The sequence below is a fragment of the Mycobacterium sp. E1214 genome (genome assembly GCF_001666755.1).
Taxonomy (GTDB): Bacteria; Actinomycetota; Actinomycetes; order Mycobacteriales; family Mycobacteriaceae; genus Mycobacterium.
The window spans coordinates 11,895-25,371 of record NZ_LZJC01000140.1; the positions used below are offsets into that span (position 1 = coordinate 11,895).

The 13,477-nt window shown below is 71.4% G+C and carries 12 protein-coding genes and 1 tRNA gene; 4 read left to right on the forward strand and 9 right to left on the reverse strand.

Annotated features, from left to right (window positions below; all coding sequences use genetic code 11):
• Position 1: 1 nt before the first annotated feature.
• Positions 2-1,177: an ABC transporter substrate-binding protein gene (locus A5700_RS19480; RefSeq protein ID WP_068065754.1), complete on the reverse strand. Its 1,176-nt coding sequence runs from the start codon at positions 1,175-1,177 to the stop codon at positions 2-4.
• Positions 1,174-1,896: an ABC transporter ATP-binding protein gene (locus A5700_RS19485; RefSeq protein WP_068065751.1), complete on the reverse strand. Its 723-nt coding sequence runs from the start codon at positions 1,894-1,896 to the stop codon at positions 1,174-1,176. The genes A5700_RS19480 and A5700_RS19485 overlap by 4 nt, the downstream gene beginning before the upstream one ends.
• A 212-nt stretch (positions 1,897-2,108) precedes the next feature.
• Here A5700_RS19485 and A5700_RS19490 point away from each other — a divergent pair, with 212 nt between their 5' ends.
• Positions 2,109-2,735 (forward strand): TetR/AcrR family transcriptional regulator, encoded by a 627-nt coding sequence (locus tag A5700_RS19490; protein WP_068065746.1) that lies wholly within the window; start codon positions 2,109-2,111, stop codon positions 2,733-2,735.
• Between the two features lie 87 nt (positions 2,736-2,822).
• On the opposite strand, the gene A5700_RS19495 is transcribed toward A5700_RS19490, so the two are convergent.
• Positions 2,823-2,895: transfer RNA gene (locus A5700_RS19495), tRNA-Asn, on the reverse strand.
• Positions 2,896-3,037: 142 nt separating this feature from the next.
• On the opposite strand from A5700_RS19495, the gene A5700_RS19500 reads away from it, so the two are divergent.
• Positions 3,038-3,316, forward strand: coding sequence for a hypothetical protein (locus A5700_RS19500; RefSeq protein ID WP_068065744.1), 279 nt, complete (start codon positions 3,038-3,040; stop codon positions 3,314-3,316).
• Here the strand turns inward: A5700_RS19500 and dnaG are convergent.
• The 3 genes from dnaG to A5700_RS19515 all read right to left on the reverse strand — a co-directional run bounded on the left by dnaG (position 3,291) and on the right by A5700_RS19515 (position 7,270).
• A complete protein-coding gene (dnaG, locus tag A5700_RS19505) occupies positions 3,291-5,282 on the reverse strand; it encodes a DNA primase (RefSeq protein ID WP_068065741.1) in 1,992 nt (663 codons plus the stop codon). The genes A5700_RS19500 and dnaG overlap by 26 nt on opposite strands.
• A gap of 30 nt (positions 5,283-5,312) precedes the next feature.
• Entirely contained in the window at positions 5,313-5,927 is a 615-nt protein-coding gene (locus A5700_RS19510) for a superoxide dismutase family protein (RefSeq protein WP_068065738.1), read from the reverse strand.
• 68 nt (positions 5,928-5,995) lie between these two features.
• A complete protein-coding gene (locus A5700_RS19515; protein ID WP_068204940.1) occupies positions 5,996-7,270 on the reverse strand; it encodes a deoxyguanosinetriphosphate triphosphohydrolase in 1,275 nt (424 codons plus the stop codon).
• Positions 7,271-7,350: 80 nt separating this feature from the next.
• Here A5700_RS19515 and A5700_RS19520 point away from each other — a divergent pair, with 80 nt between their 5' ends.
• The gene (locus A5700_RS19520) at positions 7,351-9,336 is read left to right on the forward strand and encodes a TPM domain-containing protein (RefSeq protein ID WP_068065733.1); all 1,986 of its coding nucleotides are present in this window, start codon (positions 7,351-7,353) and stop codon (positions 9,334-9,336) included.
• 12 nt (positions 9,337-9,348) lie between these two features.
• On the opposite strand, the gene A5700_RS19525 is transcribed toward A5700_RS19520, so the two are convergent.
• The 3 genes from A5700_RS19525 to A5700_RS19535 all read right to left on the reverse strand — a co-directional run bounded on the left by A5700_RS19525 (position 9,349) and on the right by A5700_RS19535 (position 12,832).
• Positions 9,349-9,579 (reverse strand): hypothetical protein, encoded by a 231-nt coding sequence (locus tag A5700_RS19525; RefSeq protein ID WP_068065797.1) that lies wholly within the window; start codon positions 9,577-9,579, stop codon positions 9,349-9,351.
• Positions 9,580-10,046: 467 nt separating this feature from the next.
• Positions 10,047-11,282 carry a PPE family protein gene (locus A5700_RS19530; RefSeq protein ID WP_068065732.1) on the reverse strand — a complete coding sequence of 412 codons (1,236 nt, stop codon included), beginning with the start codon at positions 11,280-11,282 and terminating at the stop codon, positions 10,047-10,049.
• A 158-nt stretch (positions 11,283-11,440) separates the two neighbouring features.
• On the reverse strand, positions 11,441-12,832 hold the full coding sequence (locus A5700_RS19535) for a glycine--tRNA ligase (protein ID WP_068065729.1): 1,392 nt from the start codon (positions 12,830-12,832) through the stop codon (positions 11,441-11,443).
• Positions 12,833-13,023: 191 nt separating this feature from the next.
• Here A5700_RS19535 and A5700_RS19540 point away from each other — a divergent pair, with 191 nt between their 5' ends.
• Positions 13,024-13,467, forward strand: a complete 444-nt coding sequence (locus A5700_RS19540) for a helix-turn-helix transcriptional regulator (RefSeq protein WP_068065794.1) — start codon at positions 13,024-13,026, stop codon at positions 13,465-13,467.
• The last annotated feature ends 10 nt before the right edge of the window (positions 13,468-13,477 follow it).

The following is a 13,477-nucleotide window of genomic DNA, read 5'->3' on the forward strand; positions in this document are numbered from 1 at the left end:
GTCATAGCGGTTGCACCTGTTCGATTCGGGTCAGGTCGGCGGCGAGGCCGAACGATGACGGGCCGCCGACGGCCGCAAGCGATTTGCGCACGAACGCGTCGTCGACGAGATCTTCGTGCACCCGGGACGGGTCGAGGCGGCTCAAGAAGCGCCGGTCACCGTCGACCACCGTCTGGTCCATGGCCTCGATGAGCCGCTGGGTGAACGTCGGGAAGGGGAACGGCTGATAACCCACGCGCTGCGGCGCCCAATCCGGGTGGGCATAGGCATACGGCGGCTTCGGGTAGGTCAACGCGAGCCGAATCGCCGGCTCGGGCTGGGGCAGGTACTTGCCGCCCGCGAGCGCGGCCGCCGCGGCATTCCGGTTGGCGTCGATGCGCAGTTGCGCGGCGACGACCGCATTGAGCAGTCCCTGCAGCGCCTCGGGGCGTCCGTCGATGACGTCCTGCCGGGTGATCAGGACGCAGCAGGCGTGGTCGCGCCACACGTCACCGAGGAACGTGTGGATGCGGCCGATCTTCTTCACCTGGGCCACCGCGTTGAAGGGGTCGGCGACCACGTAACCGCCGATCGACCGGTTGGCCAGCGCGGGCACCATGTCCGACGGGCTCATCACGATGAGCTCGACGGTGCGGTCCGCCCGGGACGCGCTGCGGCGCAGCACCGGCCGCAACCCGTGCGCGCGAAGGAGTTCCTGCAGCACGATGTTGTGAATCGACCACCAGAACGGGATGGCGACCTGCGTGCCGGCCAGGTCGGACAGGTCGGTGATGTGCGGCGCCACCGTGAGCGCGGAGCCGTTGGTGTGGTTCCAGCCCAGCACGCGCACGCCGCTGCCCAGGCCGTAGCGCAGCTGCACGGCCATCGGCATCAGCAGGTGGGCGACGTCGACCTGTCGGCTGATGAACGCCTCGGCCAGCGACGCCCAGCTGCGGAACAGCACGGGCCGGGCGGAGCTGACGCCGCGGCGCGGGTACAGCCCCGCCGCATGGGCGATCAGCAGCGGGGCCGCGTCGGTGATCGGCAGGTAGCCGACCCGCAACTGGCCGGTGAGGTTGCCGGGGTCGGTAGCCGCCGCGCGCGCGAGGTCGGCGATGCCGAAAACGCCTCCGGCGGTTGCCAATCCGGCCACAGCACCGGTCAGCACGCGCCGCCGGGAGAACGTCGGCGCGGTCACGGCGACACCGGTGCCGCGACCCGGTAAGTGTCCAGGACCTCACCGCGCAGCTGGGCCCGGTCGGCCGCCTCGTCGAGGGCCCACTCGCGGCGGATGCGCCCGTCCTCGCCGAGCAACACCACGCGTCGCGCCAGCGCCAGCGCCTCGTCGACGTCGTGGGTGACCAGCACGACCGTCACCCCCAGCTCGGTGGCCAGGTCCGCCAGCCACCGCTGCAGTTCGCCGCGGGTGGCGGGGTCCAGGGCGCTGAACGGCTCGTCGAGCAGCAGCAGGCGCGGCCGGGTGGCCACCGCGCGCAGGATCGCGACGCGTTGCGCCTGTCCCCCGGACAGCTGTTCGGGATACCGGCCGGCCAACGCGTCCAGGCCGAATCGGGTGATCAGTTCCGCCGCGTAGCGGGCGTCAAAGGTCTTGCGATGCGCGGCGAATCGCTTCGCGAACACCACGTTGTCGGCGACGGTCAACCAGGGCATCAGCAGCGGCTGCTGAAACACCACCCCGGTCTGCGGGCGGGTGCCGTCGGCGGGCCAGGTGATGGTTCCCGCGCTCAACGTCTCCAGGCTGGCCAGCACCCGCAGCAGCGTCGACTTGCCCGAGCCGCTGCGGCCGACGATCGCCAGCACCTCGCCGACGGTCACGCTGAGGTTGATGTCGGCCAGCACCTGTGACGCGCCAAAGCGCTTGGCCCCGGCCGTGATGCGTACCGCTTCTGTGGCCACCGGAGGCGTCCTTCCGAAAGTGAGGGAACCCGAGGGTTCACTGTCGCACACCGGCGGCCCACACCGCTCGGCGAGCGGGCAGCGGCCCGGCAAATCCGCAGGCGCACAGCGACTCCCGCCGACAACCCGATACGGACGTGCCCGGTATGCGGGACGACATTGGCACAGACAGAACGATCTGTCTACGTGGGTTGTGTGGTTAAGCTGCAGCCATGAGCACATCGTCGACCCGCGCGCGGGTGGGGAAGGCCGCGCGGACCGGGACCGCCCGACCCTCGGACCGGCTCTTGCGGGTCGCCTCCGAACTTTTTGCGGCACAAGGCATTCGGGCGGTGGGCATCGACCAGATCCTGCGCGACGCCGGGGTGGCCCGCGCCAGCCTGTACAGCTGGTACGGCTCGAAGGACGCGCTGGTGCTGGCCTATCTGACCGATTTGGATCAGGCTGACCGCAAGCGGTGGCGGCGCGCCGCCTCGCGCCTCGCCGCGCCGGGCGACAAGGTGCTGGCATTCTTCGACCTCGCGCGCGCGGCCGCGCCGCGGCGCGGGTATCGCGGTTGCCTCTACGCCAACGCCGCCGCCGAGTTTCCCGGCGTCGACCTCGAACCGGTGCGCGCACATCGGCGCTGGATGCACGCGACCATGGCGGACCTGCTGACCACCGCGGGAGTTGGCGGCGCGAACGACGTCGCGCACGAGATCCAGCTGCTCTACGACGGCGCGCTGGCCGGCGCGAAGATGCAACGCTGCGTGGCGCCGATCGTTCTGGGTCGCCGGCTGGCGGCCGACGTGCTGCACCGGGCGACCGGCGCCCGCCCGGGGGTGACGCGGTCCATGTGACGACCGCGCTGGTCGAGCGCGCCAACTGCAGGGGGATCCTGCACGTCGACGGCGGTCAAAGCGCCGGCCACTGACGCCCAGAAGATGCTCCCCCGCCTGGACTCGAACCAGGAACCTATCGGTTAACAGCCGAACGCTCTGCCAATTGAGCTACAGGGGATCAACACAATCGCGGGACGACTCTAGCGTACTGGCCCAACCGGGCCCAACTAACCGCGCGGTCCGGGGGCGGCCGCCGCCGGCTGCGCGGGCACCCCGCCCGGTGAGGCAGGATGGAACCAACGATCGTCGGGAGGAACGCTTTGATCCGGTATGCCGTGGTGCTGGGGTTGGGTTATGTGCTTGGTTCGAAGGCCGGGCGGCGCCGGTACGAGCAGCTCGTCGGGACCTATCGCGCCCTGACCAGCAGCCCGGTCGCCAAGTCGATGATCGAGGGCGGGCGCCGCAAGATCGCCAACCGGATCTCCCCGGACGCCGGCTTCGTCACCCTGACCGAGATCGACGACCAGACCGCGATCATGGAGCGGGACCCCGAGCGGGCAGGTGACGAGGCGCTCACACCGTCACATCGCCGCCGCTAGCCTGCTCCAGCAGGCTGCGGCGGTAGGCCTCCATCGCCACCAGGTCGCCGAACAGCGCGTGATACTCGTCGCCCTGCTCGATGGGCGACATGCGCTGCAGCTTCGATTTCACCTCGGCGATCTGCCGGCCCATCCACACCTCCTGCAGCCGGGCCAGCACCCCGCCGATGTAGCGCGGGAGCTTTTCCTCGTCGACGGCGATCGTCTCGACGCCGAGCTCGCTGATCAGGCCCGCGGTGAGCTCCGCCGTCGCCCCCTCGCGCACCGCCTCGATCCACTGCCCCCCGGTGATGCCGCTGGAGGTGCCGCCCGCGGCCTCGATGGCCGCGCGGACGGCGGCGTAGCCGGGGTGCGTGAAGCTCTCGACGGTCAGCGTGTCGAACACGGGGCCCGCCAGCGCCGGGTACTGCAGCGCCGACTTGAGCGCCTCACGCTGCGGCCACAGCGTGGGGTCGCGGGGGTCCGGGCGGGTGGCGGCGGGCCGGGCGGCCGCGCGGGGCTGCTGCTGGGTGGCGCGCCGCGGGGCCCCCTGCCCGGCCACGGCCCCGGCCTTGGCGCCCTTGGCCTGGCTGCGGACCCGGTCAATGACCTGGGCGACGTCGTCCCAGCCGACCCACCCGGCCAGCTGGCGGGCGTACTCGTCGCGCAGCGTCGGGTCCTTGATCTGGCTGACCATCGGCACGCAGCGGCGCAGCGCGGCCACCCGCCCCTCGGCGCTGTCCAGGTCCAGCTCGGCGAGGGCGGTGCGAATGGCGAACTCGAACAACGGCGTGCGCCGGGCCACCAGGTCGCGCAGCGCGCCGTCACCGGACCTCAACCGCAGGTCGCAGGGATCCATGCCGTCGGGGGCCACCGCGACGAAAGACTGCCCCGCCAAGTTCTGCTCGCCGTCGAAGGCCTTGAGCGCGGCGGCCCGCCCGGCCGCGTCGCCGTCGAACACGTAGATGAGTTCGCCGCGAAAGAAGCTGTCGTCCATCATGAGTCGGCGCAGCATCGCCAGGTGGTCGTCGCCGAACGCGGTGCCGCAGGAGGCGACCGCCGTGGTCACCCCGGACAGGTGCATCGCCATCACGTCGGTGTAGCCCTCGACGACCACCGCCTGGTGACCCCTGGCGATGTCGCGTTTGGCCAAGTCGATGCCGAACATCACCGACGACTTCTTGTAGAGCAGCGTCTCGGGGGTGTTGATGTACTTGGCTTCCATCGGGTCGTCGTCGTAGAGCCGCCGGGCGCCGAAGCCGATCACCTCCCCCGCGGAGGTGCGGATCGGCCACAGCAGCCTGCGGTGGAAGCGGTCCATCGGCCCGCGGCGACCCTGCCGGGACAGGCCCGCCGCCTCGAGCTCCTTGAACTCAAAGCCCTTGCGTATCAGATGTTTTGTCAGCGAATCCCAGCCCGAGGGCGCGTAGCCGCAACCGAACTGGCGGGCCGCGTCGGCGTCGAAATTGCGTTCCGTCAGATATTGCCGGGCCGGCGCCGCCTCGGGGGTCTCCAGCGCCGCCGCGTAGAACTCCGCGGCCGCCGCGTTGGCCGTGATGAGCCGGGTGCGGCTGCCGCGGTCGCGCTGGACGCTGGTCGCCGGCCCGGTGTAGTTGATGGTGTGGCCGATCCGGTCGGCGAGCAGTTCGACGGCCTCGACGAAGCTGACGTGCTCGATCTTCTGTATGAACGCATACACGTCACCGCCCTCCCCGCAACCGAAGCAGTGGAAGTGCCCGTGGTTGGGGCGCACGTGAAACGACGGCGACTTCTCGTCGTGGAAGGGGCACAGGCCCTTCAGCGAATCCGCACCGGCGCGGCGCAATTGGACGTAGTCACCGACGACCTCGTCGATGCGCACCCGCTCGCGGATGGCGGCGATGTCGCGGTCGGGGATGCGGCCGCGGCCGCGGGTCCGGCCGTCGGCGCCCCGCGCCCCGTCCCCCTCCCGGGGGGTGGGATAGCGCGAGCCGGCCGGGCTGGTCATCGGTTCAGTGTAGGGCGCCGGGCGGTTCGGCTAGCCCGTACCGATCACACCGCAGGCGACCCGGTCCATCGCGGTGTCGGTGTCGGAAACGCCGTGCAGCATCAGGGCGGTCTTGGTGCCGGCGAGCAATTCGTCGCGGTTGACCGCGTCGGTGGTGGTGACCAGGTAGGCCGACCCGTCCTGGCGGACCTCCAACGCCGTCAGGTCGCCGCTCTCCGGCTTACCGGTGTGACCGGGCGCCTGGTAGTGACCGCCGGCGGACAGGAAGTTGCCGGCCGGGCCGCCGGTGGGGGCGACGGAGTTCGGCTCGCACTTGCCGATCTCGTGGATGTGCAGGCCGTGGAAGCCGGGCGCCAGGATGCCGGGCGTCGTGGTCTTCACGGTGACGGTCACGTACCCGCCGGAGAACTCGAAGGTCGCGCTGGCCACCGACCGGCCGTCCGGCGCCTTGAGCTGCGCGGTGAGCGGGCCGGCGCCGGCGGCCGGGGTCGCTTCGGCGGACGACGAGGGCGCGTCGCTCTTCACGGGCGGGGTGGTGCCCGGCTGATTGCTCGCGTGCTGCGGTGAGCTGCAGGCGGTCACGGCGGCGACGGGAAGCCCGACCAGGAGAGCGGCGATGGCGGTGGGGCCGCTGAACTTCGTCATGCCGGGCAGCCTAACTCGCCAGCGCCGCGACGCCGCCACGATGGGACGACTTGGTCGCCGTCGACCGGCTACGGCGCGGCCTGGCGGGCGTCGATCTGCTCCAGCCGGCCCTCGGTGTAGGAGGCGATCTGGTCGACGACCACCCGCAGCCGCCCGTCGTCGTCGGCGGCGGCGGTGAATGCGGCGGCGAAGATGGGGTCCAGCGTCCGGGGTGCGCCGGCATGCAGCCACTCCGCCACCCGGTGGATGCGGTCGCGCTGCCCGGCCTGGGTCTGTTGATGGCGCGGATCGGACATGATGAACTGCAGCGCCAGGATTTTCAGCAGCGCCACCTCGGCGCGCACCAGGTCGGGCACCTCCAGGTTCGCCCGGTACCGCGCCAGCGGGCCCGGTCCGGCGGCCGCGCGGGTGGTGGCGATGGCGGCCGAGGCGAACCGGCCGACCAATTCGCTGGTCAGCTGCTTGAGCGCGACCGACGCCGCCAGCGTGGCGTCGTATTTGCCGACCGCGGCCACCACCGGCAGGCCCGACAGCCGCCGCGCGGCCGCGAGGAAATCGTCGGCGCTCAACCACGCGTGCTCGCTGGCCCCCAGCGCGGCCAAGGCCGCCGCCTCGTCGTCGTCGCCGAGCACCCGCAGGTCGATGCGCTGGGACACCACGCCGTCCTCAACGTCGTGCACGGAGTACGCGACGTCGTCGGCCCAGTCCATCACCTGAGCCTCCAGGCACGTACGACCTTCGGGCGCGCCGGCGCGCACCCAGGCCGCCGGCTCGCGGTCGGCGTCGTAGAAACCGAACTTGCTGCACCCGGCGGCGAGCCCCTCGGCGCGGGTCCACGGGTACTTGGTGACGGCGTCCAGTGACGCCCGCGTGAGGTTGAGCCCGGCGCTGTTGCCTTGAGCGTCAAGCACTTTCGGCTCGAGGCTGGTGAGGATCCGGAAGTTTTGAGCGTTGCCCTCGAAGCCGCCGTAGCCGGCGGCGACCTCGTCGAGCGCGCGTTCGCCGTTGTGCCCGTACGGCGGGTGCCCGATGTCGTGCGCCAACCCCGCCAGCTCGACCAGGTCGAGGTCGCAACCCAGCCCGATGGCCATCCCCCGCCCGATCTGGGCAACCTCCAGCGAGTGCGTCAGGCGGGTGCGCGGCGTGTCGCCCTCGCGCGGCCCGACCACCTGGGTCTTGTCGGCCAGGCGCCGCAGCGCGGCGCTGTGCAGGACCCGCGCGCGGTCCCGCGCGAAGTCGGTGCGGTGCTGCCCCTCGGTGCCCGGCAGGCCGGCGGTCTTCGGCGCTTCGAGGACCCGTCGGTCACGGTCGAAGTCGTCGTAGGGCTCGTGCTCGTTCGTCATCACCGAGGCACAGTCTGCCAGGCAACGCCCGGCTCGCCCGTCGCCGCCGCACGCAGTGGCACGGGACTAAATTGGCGGCTATGCGCATCGCCCGCCTGCTGGCCGTCGTCGCGACGGCCGTCGCGGTCGCCCTCGGCGGCGGTGTGCTGGTGGCGCCGCCGGCCGGCGCCCAACCGCCGTTGCGGCTGGCCGATTACGTCACCGATCAGTCCGCGGCGCTGTCGGATTCGGGGCGTGCGGCGGTGACCTCCGCGATCGGCAAGCTTTACGACGATCGCCACATCCGGTTGTGGGTCGTCTACGTCGACGACTTCTCCGGGTACAACGCCGTCGACTGGGCGCAGCGCACGGTGCGCTCCAGCGAGCTGGGCGAGTTCGACGCGCTGCTGGCCGTCGCCACCCGCAGCCGCGCCTACGCCTTCCTGGTGCCGTCCACCATCAAGAGCATCCGCCCCGGTCAGGTCGACGCGTTGCGGCGCAACAAGATCGAGCCGGCCCTGCATAGGGGTGACTGGAGCGCCGCCGCCGTCGCGGCGGCCACCGGGCTCGACACGTCGCCCCCGGCGTCGGGCCGGCTGGCGTTGCTGGCCATCCTGGCGGCGCTGCTCGCCGCGGTGGCGGTCCTGCTGCTGGTCATGCGGTATCGCCGCCGGCGCCGGCGGGCCGCCGCGCTGGCCGCCGCGCGGCGCGTCGACCCCACCGACGCCGCCGCCCTGGCCGCGGTGCCGCTGGAGGCGCTCGACGACCTGTCCCGGTCGCTGGTCGTCGACGTCGACAACGCCGTGCGCACCAGCGCCAACGAGCTGGACTTGGCCGTCGAGGAATTCGGCGACGAGCGGACCCGGCCGTTCACCCAGGCGGTGAGCAACGCCAAAGCCGCGCTGTCGCAGGCGTTCAGCGTGCGCCAAGAGCTCGATGACGGCGTCCCCGAGACCCCGGAGCGGCGCCGCGACCTGCTGACCCAGGTCGTCGTCGCCGCCGCGCGCGCTGACCGCGAGCTGGAGTCGCAGACCGAGGCGTTCGAGCAGCTGCGCGACCTGGTGATCAACGCCCCGTCCCGGCTGGACGCGCTGACCCAACGGTATGTCGAGCTCACCACCCGCATCGCGCCGGCGGAGCGGCGGCTCGCCGAGCTGCACAACGAATTCCACGCCAGCGCGCTGACGTCCGTCGCGGGTAACGTCACGGCCGCCAACGAGCGGCTGACCTTCGCCGACCGCAACATCGGCACCGCGCGCGAACTCGCCGCGCACGCCGTCAGCGGGCAGCAGGCCGGCCTGGTGGATGCGGTCCGCGCCGCCGAGGCGGCGTTGGGTCAGGCGGGCGCCCTGCTCGACGCGATCGACCACGCGGCCGGGGACATCCAGCACGCCGTCGACCGGTTGCCGTCGGCCATGGCCGACATCGGCAACGACATCCAGCGCGCCGACGAGCTGTTGCGCCGCACGGGCGCCGACGCCGCGCACCGCGACGACCTCACCGCGGCCCGCGAAGCGGCCGCCAGCGCCGTCGAGGGCGCGCGGGCGGGCGCCGCCGACGATCCGCTGGCGGCCTTCGCCCGGCTGACCAAGGCCGACTCCGACCTGAACGGGATGCTGGCCACGCTGGCCCAGGAGCAGGCCACCGCCGAACAGCTCACCCGGTCGCTGGAGCAGGCGCTGTTCACCGCGCAGACCCGGGTGCGCGCGGTCTCCGACTACATCGACACCCGCCGCGGCAGCGTCGGCCCGGAGGCCCGCACCCGGCTCGCGGAGGCCCAACGCCATCTCGACGCCGCGCAGGGCAAACGCGCAACCGACCCCACCGAGGCGATCGCCCACGCCAACGCCGCGTCGACGCTGGCCGCGCGGGCCCAGGCGCTGGCCAACGAGAACGTGCAAACCGCGCAGCGCGTCTACACCCGCCGCGGCGGGAGCGACCTGAGCGCCATGCTCGGCGGGATCATCATCGGCGACACGCTGAGCGCCGGGATGCGGGGCGGCTTCGGCGGGTGGAGCCCGACGTCGTTCGGCGGTGCGCCCACGTCTTCCGGCGGGGGATTCATGGGCGGCGGCGGCCGGTTCTGACCGGCCCGGCTCCTAGCCGGCGGCGGGCGAGTGCGGCACCACGCGGCCGGTGCGCGGCATCTCGAAGCGTGGTTCGGCGTCTCCGGCTGCCCAGCCCTTCCAGTCCTCGGTCACCATGGCGGGGCGGGGACGGTCGGTCGTGTCGGCGTCGGCGGTCACGTCTGACTTCGGCGCCCAGTGGTCGTAGTCGTCGGGCGGCACGGCCACGCCCCAGACCAGCGGGACGGACAGGCCGCCGAGCATGCCGGAGTCGCCTCGAACCGCCTCGACGGAGTCGTCCGGCAATGGTGAACCTAGAGGCAATAGCACCCCTGCCCCCTTCAACAGCAGACTTCCGGTGCGTTCGGACGCTGTGGCGAACTTAACAACACCTAACGGGTCACATAGTAAATCAATCGGAGAGCAATGGCCGCAAAACCTCGAATTTGTTTTACGTTCTCAGGCACAACGGGCGCTCGGGCAGCGGGGCCCGAGCCCGACGCAACGACGGCAGCCGGGGGCGAGCGGGCGGCCCGAGCCCGACGTGTTGCCCCGAAATCGTTGTCCGACAGTCGTTTCCGATACGTCGGGCAGCGGCGCGGCGGTAGGACCGCAGCCCCGCCGCCGCACCTCGGGAGGCGGCGCGCGTTTGCACAACGTGCGACAGAACAATTCCCGCCTGGGAACCGAAACATTGGCCGCCCGACGAATCACGAACCGCTAAATGCGTGCTAGCCGCGTTTCGATCGCGGCACCACGCGTGGGCGCTGCTGGACCACGTGCCGACCTCCGGGACCGCGGCCGACCACCTCGCGGTTCTCGCCCTCCGGCGCGCCCCGCCGGCTCATCGGCATCGCCGTCACGGGGGTCCCGCCGGCCGCACCCACCGCGCCGGCCGCCCCGGCCGCGGTCGGCGAGACAGCCACCCCCGCGATCGCCGGGGTGGGAAGGTAGGCCGGCATCGCCCCGGGCCACGCGGGGGGCACCGCGATCGGTCCGACGAATCGGGCGGTGCCGATGCCCGCCGACGCCGCGCCCAGGGCGCTCAGTCCCCCGCCGCCGCCGGCGGCGATCGGCTGCAGCGCGTAGACGGCGCTACCCGCAGCCAGCGGGGCCTCGACGGCGGAGGCCGCGCTGGTCGCGGCGGTCGCACCGGCCAGCGTCGGCGCCCCTTGGGCCGATCCCTGCGCCGCCGCCACCATCGGCGACATCAGCGCGGTCGCCGGCAGCAGCCCGACCTGCGCCACCGACGTCAGCGTCGACACCGGCGCCGAGGCCGTCGACATCAGCGACGTGACCGTCGAGATCGCGGGCGAGAGCGCCATGAACACCGACTGCAGCTGCGGGAAGAGCGAGACACCCGCCGACGACAGCGCCCCGGCGAACTGCGACACCAGTTCGGCCAGCGGCGTGGTGACCAAGCCGGCGAGGCCGGCCAGGCCGACCGGCGCCGCGGTGAAGGCCGGCAGCGTGGCGGCCACGGACGTGGCCCCCGCCTGGTAGCCGAGCATCGCCGCCACGTCCTGGGCCCACATCTCGCCGTACTCGAGCTCGGTCATCGCGATCGCCGTGGAGTTCTGACCCAGGAAGTTGGTCGCGATCAAGACCATGAGCCGGATCCGGTTCTCGATGACCTGCGGGGTGGGCACCGTCGCCGCGAATGCCGCCTCGAATTCGCTGGCCGCCCAGTTGGCCTGCGTGGACGCGGCCGCCGCCTGGGCCGCGGCCACGTTGAGCCATTCCACGTAGCGTTCCGCCGCCGCCACCATGGCCGCCGACGACGGGCCCGACCAGGCGCCGGCGACCAACTGCGTGATCACGGCCTGAAACGACGCGGCCGCGTCCGCCAGTTCGGCGGCCAGCATGTCCCACGCCGAGGCGGCGGTGAATAACGGGCCCGATCCCGCGCCGCCGTACATCAACGCCGAGTTGATCTCCGGGGGAAAGAACGCAAAAGCAGGAATCATCACAACCCAACCGACCGAAACGGCACGTTCTGCACAGCCCGACACCCACCCGCGGCGAGTAAGTACCCAAAACCGGATCTTAAGGCATGCTCGGCGGTTACGGCCGGTTCTTTATTCAACCCTTAATTGGGGGCTTCGGCGCTCGGTGGGGCCGGGGATTAGCAGCCCTTGAGGCGGGTCGCCAAGTAATCGGTCACGGCGTCGATGCCGACCCGTTCCTGCGTCATGTCGTCGCGGCGGCGCACCGTCACCGCGTGGTCGTCGAGGGAGTCGAAATCGACGGTCACGCAGTACGGCGTCCCGACCTCGTCCTGGCGGCGGTACCGGCGCCCGATCGCGCCGGCGTCGTCGAAATCGATGTTCCAGTACTGGCGCAACTCCGCGGCGAGGTCGCGCGCCTTGGGGCTCAGGTCGGCGTGCCGCGACAGCGGCAGCACCGCCGCCTTGGTGGGCGCCAACCGCGGGTCCAGGCGCAGCACCGTGCGTTTCTCCAGCACCCCTTTGGCATTGGGGGCCTCGTCCTCGACGTAGGCGTCGATGAGGAACGCCATGAACGACCGCGTCAGCCCGGCCGCCGGCTCGATCACGTACGGGACGTAGCGGGTGTCACTGACCTGGTCGTAGTAGGACAGGTCGACACCGGAATGCTTTGCGTGCGTTGACAAGTCGAAATCGGTGCGGTTCGCGATGCCTTCCAGTTCGCCCCACGGGTTGCCGGCGAAGCCGAATTTGTACTCGATGTCCACGGTCCGGTCGGAGTAGTGCGAGAGCTTGTCGGCGGGGTGCTCGAACAACCGCATGTTCTGCGGATCGATACCCAGGTCGACATACCATTGGTGGCGGGTGTCGATCCAATACTGGTGCCATTCCTTGGCGGTCGACGGCTCGACGAAAAACTCCATTTCCATTTGCTCGAACTCGCGGGTCCGGAAAATGAAGTTGCCGGGCGTGATCTCGTTGCGGAAGCTCTTGCCGATCTGACCAATCCCGAACGGCGGTTTGCGGCGCGAGGTGGTCACCACGTTGGCGAAGTTGACGAAGATGCCCTGGGCGGTTTCCGGGCGCAGATAGTGCAGCCCCTCCTCGGTCTCGATGGGCCCGAGGTAGGTCTTGAGCATCATGTTGAATTCGCGCGGTTCGGTCCACTGGCCGGGGTCGCCGGTGTCCGGGTCGCGGATGTCGGCGAGGCCGTTGGGCGGTGGGTGCCCATGCTTGGCCTCGTAGGCCTCGATGAGGTGGTCGGCCCGGTAGCGCTTGTGCGTGATCAGCGACTCGACCAGCGGATCGTTGAACACCTCGACGTGCCCGGAGGCGACCCACACCTGGCGCGGCAGGATGATCGAGGAGTCGAGGCCGACGACGTCGTCGCGGCCGGTCACCACCGCGCGCCACCACTGCCGCTTGATGTTCTCCTTGAGCTCGACGCCGAGCGGGCCGTAGTCCCACGCCGACCTCGTGCCACCGTAGATCTCCCCGGAGGGATAGACGAAGCCACGCCGTTTGGCCAGGTTCACTACGGTGTCGATGACGGACGCCACGGGGCGCTCCACTCCCTTTCTCAGCTCGGACAAGCGGGCGCGACGGGTGGCCGCGGCCCGCGAAACCTCAGCCATGGTATCGACCGGCGCCGCCGTCTTTGACATGCGTCATCGTGCATGTGACAGTGGAAGGTAGCCCGGCGCTCGAGTCGACCGCGACTACCGCGCCCACCTGGCACTCCTTCGAGGTGATGACGAGTTCCATGACGATGCCCTCCCCCGCGCCCTCCCCCGCTTCGCCCTCGCCGGCGGCCGCCACCCCGCCCGGTGCCGGCGGCATGGCGCTGGAGGTCGACGCGCACGATCACGGCGCGCTCGAGGCGGGCCTATCCGGCCTGACCGACTACCCGGTCCCGCCGCCGCGGGAGATCCTCGACGCGGCCGGCGAACTGCTGCGCGCGCTGGCCGCGCCCGTGCGGATCGCGATCGTGCTGCAGCTGCGCGAGTCGCACCGCTGCGTGCACGAGCTGGTCGACGCGCTGGGCGTGCCGCAACCGCTGGTGAGCCAGCACCTCAAGATCCTCAAGGCGGCCGGCGTGGTCACCGGCGAACGGTCGGGCCGCGAGGTGCTCTACCGGCTGGCCGACCATCACCTGGCGCACATCGTGGTCGACGCCGTCGCGCACGCCGGCGAGGACGCGCCGTGAGCACGCCGGC